This window comes from Streptacidiphilus sp. MAP5-3, assembly GCF_041262505.1.
GTDB lineage: Bacteria > Actinomycetota > Actinomycetes > Streptomycetales > Streptomycetaceae > Streptacidiphilus.
This window is the reverse complement of record NZ_JBGCCL010000039.1, coordinates 37,300-52,995: the sequence shown is the minus strand read 5'-3', so window position 1 is coordinate 52,995 and position 15,696 is coordinate 37,300. Positions and strand designations below refer to the sequence as shown.

Annotated in this window: 14 protein-coding genes; 4 read left to right on the top strand and 10 right to left on the bottom strand. The window is 70.3% G+C overall.

The features are described from left to right. The first annotated feature begins 230 nt into the window (after positions 1-230). Positions 231-884, top strand: coding sequence for an NAD(P)-dependent oxidoreductase (locus tag ABH928_RS33760; RefSeq protein ID WP_370072527.1), 654 nt, complete (start codon positions 231-233; stop codon positions 882-884). 69 nt (positions 885-953) lie between these two features. Further along, the gene (locus tag ABH928_RS33755; RefSeq protein WP_370072526.1) at positions 954-1,442 is read left to right on the top strand and encodes a MarR family winged helix-turn-helix transcriptional regulator; all 489 of its coding nucleotides are present in this window, start codon (positions 954-956) and stop codon (positions 1,440-1,442) included. Between the two features lie 41 nt (positions 1,443-1,483). On the opposite strand, the gene ABH928_RS33750 is transcribed toward ABH928_RS33755, so the two are convergent. After that, positions 1,484-2,227: a TetR/AcrR family transcriptional regulator gene (locus ABH928_RS33750; RefSeq protein ID WP_370072525.1), complete on the bottom strand. Its 744-nt coding sequence runs from the start codon at positions 2,225-2,227 to the stop codon at positions 1,484-1,486. A 125-nt stretch (positions 2,228-2,352) separates the two neighbouring features. On the opposite strand from ABH928_RS33750, the gene ABH928_RS33745 reads away from it, so the two are divergent. Then, positions 2,353-3,342 (top strand): ATP-binding cassette domain-containing protein, encoded by a 990-nt coding sequence (locus ABH928_RS33745; protein WP_370072524.1) that lies wholly within the window; start codon positions 2,353-2,355, stop codon positions 3,340-3,342. Next, the gene (locus tag ABH928_RS33740) at positions 3,339-4,193 is read left to right on the top strand and encodes an ABC transporter permease (RefSeq protein ID WP_370072523.1); all 855 of its coding nucleotides are present in this window, start codon (positions 3,339-3,341) and stop codon (positions 4,191-4,193) included. The genes ABH928_RS33745 and ABH928_RS33740 overlap by 4 nt, the downstream gene beginning before the upstream one ends. 114 nt (positions 4,194-4,307) lie before the next feature. Here ABH928_RS33740 and pssA read toward each other — a convergent pair whose 3' ends face one another. From pssA to ABH928_RS33695, 9 genes are all read right to left on the bottom strand, one after another. Further along, positions 4,308-5,093 carry a CDP-diacylglycerol--serine O-phosphatidyltransferase gene (gene pssA, locus ABH928_RS33735; RefSeq protein WP_370072529.1) on the bottom strand — a complete coding sequence of 262 codons (786 nt, stop codon included), beginning with the start codon at positions 5,091-5,093 and terminating at the stop codon, positions 4,308-4,310. A 187-nt stretch (positions 5,094-5,280) separates the two neighbouring features. After that, the gene (locus ABH928_RS33730) at positions 5,281-5,943 is read right to left on the bottom strand and encodes a phosphatidylserine decarboxylase (RefSeq protein WP_370072522.1); all 663 of its coding nucleotides are present in this window, start codon (positions 5,941-5,943) and stop codon (positions 5,281-5,283) included. Positions 5,944-6,309: 366 nt separating this feature from the next. After that, the gene (locus tag ABH928_RS33725) at positions 6,310-7,518 is read right to left on the bottom strand and encodes an acyl-CoA dehydrogenase family protein (protein ID WP_370072521.1); all 1,209 of its coding nucleotides are present in this window, start codon (positions 7,516-7,518) and stop codon (positions 6,310-6,312) included. 91 nt (positions 7,519-7,609) lie between these two features. Beyond that, entirely contained in the window at positions 7,610-8,113 is a 504-nt protein-coding gene (locus tag ABH928_RS33720) for a MaoC family dehydratase (protein ID WP_370072520.1), read from the bottom strand. 11 nt (positions 8,114-8,124) lie between these two features. After that, positions 8,125-9,087, bottom strand: coding sequence for a CoA ester lyase (locus ABH928_RS33715; protein ID WP_370072519.1), 963 nt, complete (start codon positions 9,085-9,087; stop codon positions 8,125-8,127). After that, entirely contained in the window at positions 9,084-11,138 is a 2,055-nt protein-coding gene (locus ABH928_RS33710; protein ID WP_370072518.1) for a protein meaA, read from the bottom strand. Before ABH928_RS33710 ends, ABH928_RS33715 begins: the two co-directional genes overlap by 4 nt. Positions 11,139-11,149: 11 nt before the next feature. After that, positions 11,150-12,487, bottom strand: coding sequence for a crotonyl-CoA carboxylase/reductase (ccrA, locus tag ABH928_RS33705; RefSeq protein ID WP_370072517.1), 1,338 nt, complete (start codon positions 12,485-12,487; stop codon positions 11,150-11,152). A 466-nt stretch (positions 12,488-12,953) separates the two neighbouring features. After that, entirely contained in the window at positions 12,954-13,796 is an 843-nt protein-coding gene (locus ABH928_RS33700) for a TetR family transcriptional regulator (RefSeq protein WP_370072516.1), read from the bottom strand. A gap of 20 nt (positions 13,797-13,816) precedes the next feature. Then, complete coding sequence (locus ABH928_RS33695) at positions 13,817-15,613, bottom strand: 3-hydroxyacyl-CoA dehydrogenase family protein (protein WP_370072515.1); 1,797 nt, start codon at positions 15,611-15,613, stop codon at positions 13,817-13,819. Positions 15,614-15,696: the final 83 nt, after the last annotated feature.

Here is a 15,696-nt window from a genome sequence, read left to right as displayed (position 1 = left end):
ACAACCCCCCGCCCCCGCCCCCCCGGCGGGGGGGGCGGCGCGCCCCCCCCCCCCCCCCCCGGGGGGGGGGCCCCGGGGGGGGGGGGGCCCCCCCCCCCCCCGCGCCCCTGACGTTTGCAACTTCCCCGCCCCGAAAAATCTTCTCTCCGACTCGAAATAATCCCTGACTGCTCAGATGTTTCCATGGGTGGAAGCGCGGAACCCCGCACCCCGGACATGGAAGAGGCATCATGGCCAAGATCGCCGTCATCGGAGCCAAGGGCACCATCGGTACCCGCATCGTCACCGAGGCGCTCCGCCGCGGGCACCAGGTGACCGCGGTGGTGCGCGAGCCCGAGGGCTACGCCGCGCCGCAGGGCGTGCGGGTCGTCGCCGGGGACGTGCTGGACCCCGCGTCCGTGGCGAAGGTCGCCGCCGGGCAGGACGTGCTGGTCAGTGCGGTGGGGGGCGGTGGCGGGGACGGGCCGGGGCACCTCGCCACCATCGAGCCCGCCGCACGTTCCCTCGTCGAGGGCCTGCGCGGCCTCGGCGCGGCCGCTCCGCGTCTGATCGCGGTCGGCGGCGCGGGCAGCCTGGAGACCGCGCCCGGCGTGCAGGTCTGGGACACCCCGGGCCTGCCCGAATGGCTGCTCCAGATCATGCACGCCCACGGCGACGCCCAGGCCTACTACAACGGCGTCGACGACGTCGTCTGGACCGTGCTCAGCCCCGCCGGGACGATCGAGCCGGGCGAGCGCAGCGGTGCCTACCGGACGGGCCTTGAGCAGCTCGTGGTGGACGCCGACGGCAAGTCCTACATCACGTGCGAGGACTACGCCGTGGCGCTGCTCGACGAGATCGAGAAGCCGGCCCACCTCGGCCGTCGCTTCACGGTGGCCCGGTGACTTTCGGAGGCCCGGTGACGCGCGCCTGCCGGTAACGTGTGGAAGATCCCCTGGGGAAGGAGCCGCGCGATGACCGCGATCAGCATAGGAACCGCCGCCGAGGCCGTCGCCGACGAGCGCGTGCAGGCGTTCGGTGTGCTGCTGACGGCGACCGCGCGGCTGGAGCGCCTGCTGGGTGCGGCGATGGAGCGGGAGAGCGGCATCTCGCACCCGATGTTCGAGGTGCTGCTCCGGCTCGCCTCCGCGCCCGAGGGCGCGACCATGGGGGATCTGTCCCGCGACGCCGTGCTGACCAGCGGCGGAGCCACCCGGCTGGTCGACCGGATGGTCGAGGCCGGGCTGGTCCGCCGCGAGCGCTCGCGCTCGGACCGGCGCATCCAGATGGTCACCATCACCGAACTGGGCGCGGACAAGCTCGCCGAGGCGGCCCAGCGGCACGCGGAGGCGATAGACCGGCACGTCTTCCAGGTGCTCACTCCCGACCAGTTGGCCGCAACCGTCGCCGGTCTGGACGAACTCGGCCGCCACGCCCTGGAGTCACTGCCTCCGCTGGGGTAGACCGCTGGGGTGGGCCTCTGGGCTGGGCACAGCCCCTCGGCTCACGCCGGAGGCGGGCCCAGCATCGTCGAGAGCAGTCGGTCGAGGGAGTTGGCGAACATCACGTCCGGCTCCAGGGGCGCGGTGTCCGCGCCGCCGGCCAGGGTGGCGGCGAGGTGGGGGTACTGGCCGGTGGCCACCTGGGCGGCGAGGTAGGTGATCAGCTCGGCCTGCCACCGGGCGGACTGACCACCCGTCACATTGCGTTCCCACTCGGCGAACTGGCAGACGTGGCCGTTGAGCAGCGCGAAGAACTCCATCCTGGTCCCGCCGGGGAGCGCCGAGGCCACGGGTGACGACTCCAGCGCCGCGAGGAAGAAGTCGGTGCAGCGCAGCGCGTTGGGGCCCATCGAGGGGCGCGTCAGGCAGAGTCCGGCCAGCCACGGATGCCGCCGCATCGCGGCCAGCTCCTCGTGGGCCAGCAGGCGCAGGTCCGCCCACGGGTCGCCGCCGGGCTCGTCGGGGAGCGCGAACTCCCCGGCCGTCGCGTCCAGCATCAGGTCGAAGAGGTGCTCCTTCTTCGGCACGTAGTTGTAGAGCGACATCGTGCCCGCGCCCAGTGCCGCCGCCACCTTGCGCATGGAGACCGCGTCCAGCCCCTCCGCGTCGGCGAGCTCGATCGCCGCCGCGGCGATCGCAGCGCGGCTGTGCGCGGGCTCCGGGCCGCGTCCGGTGCGCTCCGGGCGCAGCCAGATCATCCCCGGCACGGCCGTGGCGTCGGTCTTGGGTTCCGTCGCAGGTGGCATCAGTGGATCACCTTTCCTCCGTCCGCAGTTTAGCGATCCCTCTTCTCTCTACGTACATCGTACGTAGTTGTAGTACGGTGAGCGCAGCGCGCTTCTACGTACGGTGTACCTAGAGAGGGGTTCGCATGAGCCTGCCCGCCGTCGAAGTGACGGATCTGCACAAGCGTTTCGGTACCACCCAGGCCCTCGACGGGCTGGAGCTGAGTGTTCCGCCCGGAACCGTCTGCGGCCTGCTCGGGCCCAACGGAGCCGGCAAGACCACCGCTGTCCGGGTGCTGGCCACCCTTGCCGCGCCCGACTCGGGACAGGCCCGGGTCGTCGGCTACGACGTGGTCCGCCAGGCGGACGAGGTGCGGAGCCGGATCGGCTTCGCCGGTCAGCACGCGGCCGTCGAGGAGGGGCTGACCGGCCGCGACAACCTGCACCTGGTCGGCCGTCTGCACCACCTCGGCGCAAGCGGCGCCCGGCAGCGCGCCACCGAGCTGCTGGAGCGCTTCGACCTCACCGAGGCGGCCGACCGCCTGGTCCGCACCTACTCCGGCGGTATGCGGCGACGGCTCGACCTGATCGCCTCGCTGGTGGTCCGCCCGCCCGTGCTCTTCCTGGACGAGCCGACCACCGGGCTCGACCCGCGCAGCCGCAACGACATCTGGGCCATCGTCAGGGAGCTGGTCTCGGACGGCACCACCGTGCTGCTGACCACGCAGTACCTGGACGAGGCCGACCAGCTCGCCGACGACGTCGTGGTCGTGGACCACGGCCGGGTGATCGCCTCGGGGACGCCGGAGCGGCTCAAGTCCTCCATCGGCACCCGCGTCGAGGTCACCCTGGCCGACCTCGGCCAACTCGACGACGCGGCCCGGGTGGTGGCGTCCCTCGCGGGCGGGGAGCCGGTGCTGGACCCCGACACCCGCAGCGTCAGCGCCGTCAGCGAACCCGGCCGCCGGATCCTGCTGCCGCAGCTGGTCCGCGAGTTGGACGCGGCGGGCGTCGCCGCCCAGGACGTCGCGCTCGGCCATCCCTCGCTCGACGACGCCTTCCTCGCCCTCACCGGCAGCCGACCGGCCGCCGTACCCGCCTCGTCCGACGTCCCCAAGGAGACGGTGACCACGTGACCGCCGCCCTCGCCCCTGCCGCGCCTCCGCGCCCGACCGGCGCCCCGCCCTCCTCCCGCGCAGGGAGCCACCCGCTGGCCGACGCGCGGACCCTGACGCTGCGTGTCCTGCTCTACTACCGCCGCTCGCCCGGCCTGATCGCGGCCTCGCTGCTGGCACCGCTGGCGATGCTGCTGGTCTTCGGCTACATCTTCGGCAGCGCCATCTCGCTGCCCGGCGGCGGCAAGTACCGCGACTACCTGATGCCGGGCATGTTCATCCTGGTCGCGGTCAACGGCATCATGCCCGCCATGAACGGCGCTGCGCGCGACGTCGGTCGCGGCGTCGCCGACCGGCTGCGGTCCATGCCGATCTCCCGCTCCGCCGCGCTGCTCGGGCAGACGCTGGCCGACGTGATGGTGAGCACCGTGGTGCTGACCATGATGGTCGGCGTCGGCCTGGCCCTCGGCTGGCGGGCCCACCACGGCCTTGGAGACGCGCTGGCCGCGATGGGGCTGCTGCTGCTCTTCCGCTTCACCACCAACTGGATCGGCATCTACCTGGGTCTGCTGGTCGGACGCGAGGACATGGCGGGACAGCTGTCGGTGCTGGTCTTCCCGCTCAGCATGGTCACCAACGTCTTCGTCACCACCGGCGGCATGCCGGGCTGGCTCCGCTTCCTCGCCGACTGGAACCCGATCAGCGCGGTCGCGGCGGCAGCCCGCCAGCTCTTCGGCAACGCCGTGCCACTGCAGCCGGGCGACCCGTGGCCGCTCCAGCACCCGATCCCGGCCACGCTGGCCTGGGTGGCCCTGCTGCTGGCGGTCTTCTTCCCGCTGGCGGTACGGAAGTTCAACAGCCACGGCCGCTGAGCCGGCGGTCCGCCCGGCGGCGGATGTGCCATCAGCTTCAGCGTACAAACCGAAGGGCCCCGGGACCGCATGTGCGGTCCCGGGGCCCTCTCGCTTCGCCGACAGGCGCCGACGTCAGTGCGTCGCGCTGCGCGCCTCCGCCCGCTTGGCGCGGACGTCGCCGACCTTGCGGCGGATGACCATCATCGGCGCCATCAGGGCGAGGGCGACCTGGAGCGAGGCGCCGATCTGCAGCAGCGTCCCGCCGCCCGGCAGGCCGGTGGCCCAGGCGGCGAGGCAGCCCATCGCGACCGCGATCCAGCAGAGCGTGGCTGTCGCCAGCTTGCCCTGCGGCTTGGGGTACTCGACCTGGCTGACCATCAGGGCCGCGACCGCCACGATCCCGAGCGCGCCCAGCACGAACGGCGGGTTGAGCAGCACGATCGAGATGACCGTCAGCGCGCCCATCGGGGACGGCATGCCCTGGAAGACCCCGGGCCGCGCCTCCGTGCAGGAGAACCGGGCCAGCCGCAGCACCACGGCCAGCAGCACCACGATGGCGATGCCCGCGCCGATCCGCTGGTGCGCGCCGCCCGCGGTCATGCCCCAGACGACCACGAAGTAGGCCGGGGCGATGCCGAAGCTGATCAGGTCGGCCAGGTTGTCCAACTCCGCGCCCAGCGCCGAGCTGCGCAGCTTGCGCGCCACCAGACCGTCGAACAGGTCGCACATCGAGCCGATCAGCAGCAGCGTCACCGCGGTCGCGGCGCTGCGCCGGTCGCCGCTGGTGGCGACGCCGGTCAGGTGCGGGATCAGCACGCCGGTGGTGGTGCAGTAGATGGCCAGGAAGCCGCAGACCGCGTTGCCCAGCGTGAACAGGTCCGCCGTGGACAGGTGTTGCGGCGAGAACTCGCGTCGCATCTCGCGGTCGCGCGCCCAGCGCAGCCGCCGTACGGCGCGCTCGTGCTCGGTCTCGGCGTCGTTCAGTTCATCGTCCAACTCGTCGTCCAGCAACTCGTCGTCCAGCTCGTCGCGGAGACCACCGTGCAGGGCCGGGCGCACGGCCTGGTGCAGGCCGTCGTCGTCGTGGTCCGCGTAGGCCTCGGGTTCAGTCACGGTCAAGACGTGTCACCCCTGCCGTCGTGCGCTGACCCACCTCGACACCGGGCTCGACTCCGGCGGGCAGGTAGGTGTCGACGCGGGAGCCGAAGCGGATCAGGCCGACCCGCTCGCCCTGGTCGACCTTGGTACCGGTGGTGACGTAGGGGACGATGCGACGGGCGACCGCGCCTGCGATCTGCACCATCTCGATGTCGCCGATTTCGGTGTCGAAGTGCCAGACGACCCGCTCGTTGCGGTCGCTGTCCTTGTTGAACGCCGGGACGTAGCCGCCGGGCACGTGCTCGACCGAGCGCACCACGCCGGGCAGCGGCGCGCGGTTGACGTGCACGTTGAGCGGGCTCATGAAGATCGCCACCCGCGTCCGACCGTCCGGCCAGGCGTCGATGCTCTGGACCACGCCGTCCGCGGGCGAGATGACCCGGCCCTCGCCGATCTCGCGCTCGGGGTCGCGGAAGAACCACAGCATCCCCGCACTGAGCGCGGTGGCCGGCACCGCCGCCAGTGCCCATCTGCCGTTGCGCCGGGTGAGGGCGGAGCACGCGGCAGCGGTCAGCACGGTGGGTACCAGCCAGGGTGACGCGCCGCGGGCCAGCGTCACGCGCGGACGGGCCGGGCTTGCGTCGGTCGGTTGGGACGGACGAAGGGGCATCGAAGACCTTTGTGGCGACCGAAAGGGTCGCAGCAGTCGAGGGGTTCGGGGACGACAGTGCCGTGTGCGACATTGCCGTTGACGACAGGTGCCGGTAGCCGACAGTTATCTATCCGAAGGGATGCTATCGGCAGCGGGTGGTGCCGTAGCAAGCTCCGGGAGCCCGGGCGGGCTGTTCCCGTGTGTCTCTCTGTCTCTCCCGCCAAGGTAAGCCGCCGGAGCAGGGCAGGCCAAGGGCTGTGGGCGAACGGTGACGAAACCCTCAGGCCGGGCTCCGGGCGGGATCCGCCCTGGGTCCGGCCGGGATTCGTACAGGAACAGGGGCGTGAACCAAGCGTTCACGCCCCTGCTTGCGCTCTCCGACGGCTACTCGGCGAGCCGGTACTCCTCCAGCAGACGACGTCCCACGATCATCTTCTGGATCTCCGCAGTTCCTTCACCGATCAGCAACATCGGGGCCTCACGGTAGAGGCGCTCGATCTCGTACTCCTTGGAGAAGCCGTAGCCGCCGTGGATCCGGAAGGAGTCCTCGACGACCTCCTTGCAGTACTCGGAGGCGAGGTACTTGGCCATGCCGGCCTCGAGGTCGTTGCGCTGGCCGGAATCCTTCTTGCGCGCGGCCATCACCATCATCTGGTGCGCGGCCTCGACCTTGGTGGCCATCTCGGCCAGCTTGAACTGGATCGCCTGGTGCTCGGCGATCTTCTTGCCGAAGGTCTGCCGCTGCTGCGCGTAGCGGATGCCCAGCTCGAAGGCGCGCTGTGCGACACCGCAGCCACGGGCCGCGACGTTGACGCGGCCGACCTCGACGCCGTCCATCATCTGGTAGAAGCCGCGGCCAGGGACGCCGCCCAGGATCCGGTCCGCGGGCAGCTTGACGTCCTCCAGCACCAGCTCGGTGGTGTCGACGCCCTTGTAGCCCATCTTCTCGATCTTGCCGGGGACGGTCAGGCCGGGGACCGTCTTGTTCGGGCCGAAGCCCGGCGTCTTCTCGATCAGGAAGGTGGTCAGGTTCTTGTACGGGGAGGAGGCGCCCTCGTCCGTCTTGACCAGGCAGGCGATGACGGTGGACGTGCCGCCGTTGGTCAGCCACATCTTCTGGCCGTTGAGGACGTAGAACTCGCCGCTCTCGTCCTTGACGGCCTTGGTGGCGATGGCCGCGACATCGGAGCCCAGACCCGGCTCGGACATCGAGAAGGCGCCGCGGATCTCGCCGGTGGCCATCCGGGGCAGGAAGTAGTCCTTCTGCTCCTGGGTGCCGTGGGCGTTGATCATGTAGGCGACTATGAAGTGGGTGTTGATGATGCCCGACACCGACATCCAGCCGCGGGCGATCTCCTCCACGGTCAGGGCGTAGGTGAGCAGCGACTCGCCGAGGCCGCCGTACTCCTCCGGGATCATCAGGCCGAAGATCCCCATCTCCTTGAGGCCCTCGACGATCTCGGCGGGGTACTCGTCACGGTGCTCCAGCTCGGTGGCGACCGGAATGATCTCCTTGTCGACAAAGCTGCGAACCGTCGCGAGGATCTCCTGCTGGATCTCGTTGAGACCTTCGGTCTGGGCGAGGCGTCCCATGGGTCGTGTCCTTCTCTTCTGTCCGGGCGCTCCACGGGCGTGGCATACACCATGGAGCGCCCGAGCACTGTGGGGGAGAGCGGTTTCGGTGTTACGGCTGCTCGCGCAGTTCAGGGCGGCCGGGCTGCTCGCCCCCGCGCTCCTTGATGTACTGCTCGGTCGGGACCATGACCTTGCGGCGGAAGACGCAGACCAGCGTGCCGTCCTGGTTGTAGCCCTTGGTCTCGACGTGGACGATGCCGCGGTCGGGCTTGGACGTCATCCGCTTGTCGAGGACGGTCGTCTCGCCGTAGATGGTGTCGCCGTGGAAGGTCGGCGCCACGTGCTTCAGCGACTCGATCTCCAGGTTGGCGATCGCCTTGCCCGAGACGTCCGGGACGGACATGCCCAGCAGCAGCGAGTAGATGTAGTTGCCCACCACGACGTTCTTGCCCTGCACGGTGGTGGTCGCGTAGTTGGCGTCCATGTGCAGCGGGTGGTGGTTCATGGTGAGCAGGCAGAAGAGGTGGTCGTCGTACTCGGTGACCGTCTTGCCGGGCCAGTGCTTGTAGATGGCACCGACCTCGAACTCCTCGTAGGTGCGTCCGAACTGCATCGCCGTGGCCCTCAGCTCTCAGGGATCTCGAACTTGGTGGTGCGCTGCATGCCCGCGGCGCGGCCCTTGCCGGAGATGACCAGGGCCATCTTGCGCGAGGCCTCGTCGATCATCTCGTCGCCGAGCATCGCCGAGCCCTTCTTGCCGCCCGCCTCGCTGGTGCACCAGTCGTACGCGTCCAGGATCAGCTCGGCGTGGTCGTAGTCCTCCTGCGAGGGGGAGTAGACCTCGTTGGCGGCGTCGACCTGGCCGGGGTGCAGCACCCACTTGCCGTCGAAGCCCAGCGCAGCGGAACGGCCGGCGACCTCGCGGTAGCCGTCGACGTTCTTGATCTGCAGGTAGGGACCGTCGATGGCCTGCAGGTCGTTGGCGCGCGCGGCCATCAGGATGCGCATCAGGATGTAGTGGTACGCGTCCGCCGGGTAGCCGGGCGGCTGCTCGCCGACGACCAGGGACTTCATGTTGATGGAGGCCATGAAGTCGGCCGGGCCGAAGATGATGGTCTCCAGACGCGGGCTCGCCTCGGCGATCGCGTCGACGTTGATCAGACCCTTGGCGTTCTCGATCTGCGCCTCGATGCCGATCTTGCCGACCTCGAAGCCCATGGTCTTCTCGATCTGCGTCAGCAGCAGGTCCAGCGCGACGATCTGCTGGGCGTCCTGGACCTTGGGCAGCATGATGCAGTCGAGGTTCTGGCCCGCGCCCTCGACGACGGTGACGACGTCACGGTAGGTCCAGTGCGTGGTCCAGTCGTTCACCCGGACCACGCGCGTCTTGCCGGTCCAGTCGCCGTTGTTGAGGAACTCGACGATGGTGTGGCGGGCGCCCTCCTTGGCCAGCGGCGCGCAGGCGTCCTCCAGGTCCAGGAAGACCTGGTCGGCGGGCAGGCCCTGGGCCTTCTCCAGGAAGCGCGGGTTCGAGCCCGGGACGGCCAGGCAGGAGCGGCGCGGACGCAACCGGTTGACGTTGCTCATGAGGCGAGGGTCTCTTCCTTGTTGTCCGAGGTCGGAGCGGTCTGGGCGAAGATCGTGTCCAGCCCGTGGGCCCGACGGATCTCGTCGACGATACGGCCGATGATCGTGGTGATCCCGAAGTCCTTCGGAGTGAACACCGCCGCCACGCCCTGGGCAAGCAGTGCCTGCTCGTCGGCGGCCGGGATGATGCCGCCGACCACGACCGGAACGTCGGTGACACCGGCGCGGGCAAGGCGCCGCAGCACGTCCGGGACGAGCTCGGCGTGCGCACCGGAGAGGATCGACAGGCCCACGCAGTGGACGTCCTCGGCGACGGCCGCGGCGGTGATCTGTTCCGGCGTCAGCCGGATGCCCTGGTAGACCACCTCGAACCCGGCGTCGCGGGCCCGGACGGCGATCTGCTCGGCGCCGTTGGAGTGGCCGTCCAGGCCCGGCTTGCCGACCAGCAGCCGCAGCCTGCCGCTGCCCAGCTCCTCGGCGGTACGGGCAACGGCCTGACGGACGGTCAGCAGCTCGCCGCCGGACTCCGGGTCGATCGTGCCGGTGATCGGCGCGCCGCCGACACCGGTGGGCGCGCGGTACTCGCCGAAGACGTCGCGCAGCGCCTGCGACCACTCGCCGGTGGTGACGCCGGCCCGGACGCACGCCAGGGTGGCCGGCATCAGGTTGGCGTCGGTGACGGCCTGCGCCTTGAGCTCGGCCAGCGCCGCCTGGGCGGCGGCCTCGTCGCGACCGGCGACCCAGCCCGCGAAGGCCTCGGTCACGGACCGCTCGGCGTCGCCGTCCACCACCATGATCGCGGTGTCCAGGTCGGCGGTCAGCGGGCTGGGCTCGGTGGTCTCGTAGCAGTTGACACCGACGACCTTGTCCTCGCCCGACTCGATCCGGGCGCGTCGCTCGGCGTGCGAGCCGACCAGTGCGGCCTTCATGTAGCCGGACTCGACGGCCGGGATCGCGCCGCCCATCTCCAGCACCTTGGCGATCTCCGCCTCGGCGCCCTCGACCAGCTCCGCCACCTTGCCCTCGACGACGACGCTGCCGGTGAACAGGTCGCCGTACTCCAGCAGGTCCGACTCGAAGGCCAGCACCTGCTGGATCCGCAGCGACCACTGCTGGTCCCAGGGCCGGGGCAGGCCCAGCGCCTCGTTCCAGGCCGGAAGCTGCACGGCGCGTGCGCGGGCGTCCTTGGACAGCGTGACGGCGAGCATCTCCAGCACGATGCGCTGGACGTTGTTCTCCGGCTGGGCCTCGGTCAGGCCGAGCGAGTTGACCTGGACGCCGTACCGGAACCGGCGCTGCTTCGGGTCGGTGACGCCGTAGCGCTCCAGCGTCACCTTCTCCCAGAGCTGGGAGAAGGCCCGCAGCTTGCACATCTCCTCGACGAAGCGGACGCCCGCGTTGACGAAGAAGGAGATCCGGGCGACGACCTCGCCCATCTGCTCCGGCTTGACCTGGCCGCCGTCACGGACCGCGTCGAGCACGGCGATGGCCGTGCACATCGCGAACGCCAGCTCCTGCACCGGCGTGGCCCCGGCCTCCTGCAGGTGGTAGCTGCAGATGTTGATCGGGTTCCACTTGGGGATGTTGGCGACCGTGTAGGCGATCATGTCGGTGGTCAGCCGGATCGACGGACCGGGCGGGAAGACGTGCGTCCCGCGCGACAGGTACTCCTTGACGATGTCGTTCTGCGTCGTCCCGGTGAGCTTGGCGATGTCCGCGCCCTGCTCCTCGGCGACCACCTGGTACATCGCCAGCAGCCACATGGCCGTGGCGTTGATGGTCATCGAGGTGTTGGTGCGCTCAAGCGGGATGCCCTCGAAGAGCGTCCGCATGTCACCGAGGTGGCTGACCGGCACCCCGACCCGGCCGACCTCGCCGCGGGCGAGGACGTGGTCGGGGTTGTAACCGGTCTGCGTCGGCAGGTCGAAGGCGACGGAGAGGCCCGTCTGACCCTTCGCCAGGTTCTTCCGGTACAGCTCGTTCGACGCGGCCGCGGAGGAGTGCCCCGCGTAGGTCCGCATCAGCCAGGGCCGGTCCCGATGAGTCGTCATCTCAACTGCTCTCATTCACCACGGAAGCGATTGATGGCGTCGATGTGCTTGGCGCGCAGCTCGTGGTCGGTGACACCGAGGCCCTCCTCGGGGGAGAGGCAGAGCACGCCGACCTTGCCCTGGTGCTTGTTGTGGTGCACGTCCAGCGCGGCCTGGCCGGTGTCGGCCAGCGCGTAGGTCTTCGACAGCGTCGGGTGGATCTTGCCCTTGGCGATCAGGCGGTTGGCCTCCCACGCCTCGCGGTAGTTGGCGAAGTGCGAGCCGACGATGCGCTTGAGCGACATCCACAGGTAGCGGTTGTCGTACTGGTGCATGTAGCCGGAGGTGGAGGCGCAGGTGACGATCGTGCCGCCCTTGCGGGTCACGTAGACGGACGCGCCGAAGGTCTCGCGGCCCGGGTGCTCGAAGACGATGTCGACGTCCTCACCACCCGTCAGTTCCCGGATCCTGCCGCCGAACCGCTTCCACTCGCGCGGGTTCTGGTTGTTCTCGTCCTTCCAGAACTTGTAGTCCTCGGCGTTGCGGTCGATGATCGCCTCGGCGCCCATCGCCTCGCAGATCTTGGCCTTGGCCTCGCTGGAGACCACGCAGATCGGGGTGGCGCCGCCGGCCAGCGCGTACTGGGTGGCGTAGGAGCCGAGGCCGCCGCTGGCGCCCCAGATCAGCACGTTGTCGCCCTGCTTCATGCCGGCGCCGTTGCGGGAGACCAGCTGGCGGTAGGCGGTGGAGTTGACCAGGCCCGGCGCCGCCGCCTCCTCCCAGGTGAGGTGCTTGGGCTTCGGCATCAGCTGGTTGGACTTGACCAGCGCGACCTCGGCGAGGCCGCCGTAGTTGGTCTCGAAGCCCCAGATCCGCTGCTCGGGGTCGAGCATGGTGTCGTTGTGGCCGTCGGCGCTCTCCAGCTCGACGCTGAGACAGTGGGCGACCACCTGGTCGCCGGCCTTCCAGGCGTGCACGCCCGGCCCGGTGCGCAGCACCACACCGGCCAGGTCGGAGCCGACCACGTGGAACGGCTGGTCGTGGCGGGAGGCCTCGGGGCTGACGCGGCCATAGCGCTCCAGGAAGGAGAAGGTGGAGACCGGCTCGAAGATCGAGCTCCACACGGTGTTGTAGTTGACCGCGCTCGCCATCACTGCGACCAGAGCCTCACCCGGGCCGAGCTCGGGGAGGGCGATCTCGTCCAGGTGCAGGGACTTGCGCGGGTCCTTGTCGCGGCTGTCCTGGCCCGCGAACATCTCCTGCTCGTCCTTGTGGAGCGTGATCGCGCGATACGACTCGGGGAGCTTCAGCGCTGCGTATTCGGCGGCGCTGGTCCCCTCGTTGAGGATCGCGTCGAGGATTTCCTTCATGGCTGGCCTCCGGCGGCGTACCTGCTGAGGGAAGCAGGGTGCGTCTGGGGAACGGGCGGTCTGGGCGGTGCGTGGAGGTCGCCGGGAGCGGACACCGGCTGGTCCAGGGGCGGGGTTCAGTCGCTGAGCTGGGGTGGTCGGCAGTTCAGTTGGAGCTGGCTGTCGCGAGCTGTGAGCTGTGCTTCGAGCTTGCGGCCTGCGCAGGGGTGGCGCGCGGGCGGTGGTCACGGCGCGCCGGGTGGGGAGCCACGGCGCCGCGACCAGTGAGTAACAACGTACTGGCACCCTGTGCCACTCGTAAAGACACTGCGTGCCAACATTTGCATCGAGTGTCACGTGAGTGTCGTCACGTTGCAACACGACGGCAACACGACGGAAGGGCCCCGTGCCGAGTGCGGCGCGGGGCCCTTCGTTGACCTTGTCTTTGAAGCCGTTTACCGGCTCCGGCCTGCGATTATTTCTGCTGCTACTGGCCCGTCGACTGGGTGAGCGCGGTGCGGATGCTGGCCACCACCTCGTCCAGCGGGGCGTCCGTGCGGGTGACCGTGATGACGATCTCGCCGGACCCGGTGCTGGGCGTGCTGACCGAGCCGATGGCACTGGGTGCCACTGACGGTGTCGCCCGCTTGGTGCTGAGATCGCCCCAGAAGGTCCGCCGGATCGCCTCGAAGGCGTGGTCCAACTGGGGTTCCACCTCGCCCCGCCCGCCGGCCCGCAACCAGCGCCGCAGCACGTGGTTGTGGGCGGCGACCACGGCCGCCGCCGAGACCTCGGCCAGCATCGCGTCGTCGCCCTGGTCGGTGTCGAACCGGCCCAGCAGGTAGCGGGTGAAGAGCCGCTCGTAGCGGGCGACCACGGCGATCTCCCGCTCGCGCAGCGTCGGCACCTGGCGGATCAGCCGGTAGCGGGCCACCGAGACCGAGGGGGTCGCCGCGTACATCCGCAGCACCTCCTTGATGCCCCGGCAGACCACGTCCAGCGGATGCTCCGTCGGCTCCGCGCTGGCCAGCAGGTCGGCCACCTGGACCAGGGTGTCGTCGTGGTCCGGGAAGATCGCCTCCTCCTTGGACCGGAAGTACCGGAAGAAGGTGCGCCGGGCCACGCCCGCCGCGGCGGCGATCTGGTCGACCGTCGTCTCCTCGTAGCCCTGGCTCGCGAACAGCTCCATGGCCGCGGCGGCCAGCTCCTGACGCATCAGCTGCCGCTGGGCGGTCGCCGCCCGGCGCACCGGGCTGCCGCCGTTGGCTTGGACAGTCCCGCCCGTGCTCTGCGGTCCCGCCTGCGCCAGCTGCTGCTCTTCGGTGCTCATGACGGGAAGGCTACCTGCCCTCATCGACGCGCGTGGTCGCGGAAGCCGCGGCCGGTCTTGCGGCCGAGGCAGCCCGCCGTCACCAGGTGCTCCAGCAGCGGCGCGGGCGCCAGGCCCGGCTCGCGGAACTCGGTGTGCAGCACCTTCTCGATCGTCAGCGAGACGTCCAGACCGACCACGTCCAGCAGCTCGAACGGGCCCATCGGGTAGCCGCAGCCCAGCTTCATCGCGGTGTCGACATCGTCGACGGAGGCGTAGTGCTCCTCGATCATCCGCACCGCGTCGTTCAGGTACGGGAAGAGCAGCGCGTTGACGATGAACCCGGCCCGGTCGCCGCACTCCACCGGGTGCTTGCGCACCTTGGTGCAGAGGTCGAGCACGGTCGCGGTGACGTCCTCGGCGGTCAGCACCGTGGAGACCACCTCGACCAGCTTCATCGCCGGGGCGGGGTTGAAGAAGTGCATGCCGATCACGTCCTGCGGACGGCCGGTGGCCGTCGCGCACTGGATCACCGGCAGCGAGGAGGTGGTGGTCGCCAGCACCGCGCCCGGCTTGCAGATCTTGTCCAGCGTGGCGAAGAGCTCGCGCTTGACGGTCAGGTCCTCGGCGACGGCCTCCATGGCCAGGTCGACGCTGTGCAGGTCCTCGTAGCTGCCGCTCGCCGTGACCCGGGCCAGCGCCGCGTCGCGGTCGTCCTCGGCGAGGCGGCCCTTGCTGACCATGCGGTCCAGCGACTTCTGGATCGCGGCCTTGGCCTTGTCGGCCTTCTCCTGGGTGCGGGCGACGAGGGTGACGTCGTAGCCGGACTTGGCGAAGACCTCGGCGATGCCGGTCGCCATGGTGCCGGAGCCGCAGACGCCGACGCTGCGCACCTCGCGCCCGGCGACGCGGACCGTGGCGGCGGCGTTCTCCTCGGCGACGATCTGCGAGCTGCCGGGCGCCGCGTAGGTGTAGAAGCCGCGACCGGACTTGCGGCCGAGCAGCCCGGCGGCGGTCAGCTGACCCAGGATCGGCGCGGGCGCGTGCAGACGGTCGTGCGACTGCGCGTACATCGCCTCCAGCACGGTGCGCGCGGTGTCGATGCCGATCAGGTCAAGCAGCGCCAGCGGGCCCATCGGCAGGCCGCAGCCGAAGCGCATGGCCGCGTCGATGTCCTCGCGGCTGGCGTAGCGCGACTCGAACATCGCGGCGGCCTGGTTGAGGTAGGCGAAGAGCAGGCCGTTGACGATGAACCCGGCCCGGTCCCCGGCGGCCACCGGCGACTTGCCCAGCGAACGGGCGAACTCGGCGGCGTCCTCGGCGGTCTGCGCGCCCGTCAGCACCGTGCGGACCACCTCGACCAGCTGCATCACCGGCGCGGGGTTGAAGAAGTGCAGGCCCAGCACGCGCTCGGGGCGGGCGGTGGCGGCCGCGATCCGGGTGACGGAGAGGGCGGTGGTGCCGGTGGCGAGCACGGTCTCCGGCGGGCAGATCTTGTCCAGCTGCGCGAACAGGTCCCGCTTCAGCTCCAGCTGCTCGGGCACCTCCTCGATCACCAGCTGCGCCTCGGCGGCGGCGGTCAGGTCGTCGGTGACCCGGATCCGGGACAGCAGCCCGGTGCGCTCGTCCTCGGTCAGGTGCTCGCGACGGACGTGGTGGGCGGTGGCCTCCTCGATCCGCACCCGGGCGGCGTGCGCCTCGGCGGGGGAGGCCTCGATCCCGATCACCTGCCGTCCGCTGCGGGCGACGATCTCGGCGATCCCGGCACCCATAGTGCCGAGGCCGACGACGGCGACGGTGGGGAAGACAGAGCTGTTGGCGGGGACGTTCTCAGTCATGGCGTGACTCCTGGGAAGCAGGGAGTACGCCGCAGTCGTTCCGCTCCGACGCGGCGGCTGAAGAAAGTGAAGACGTTGAAGAA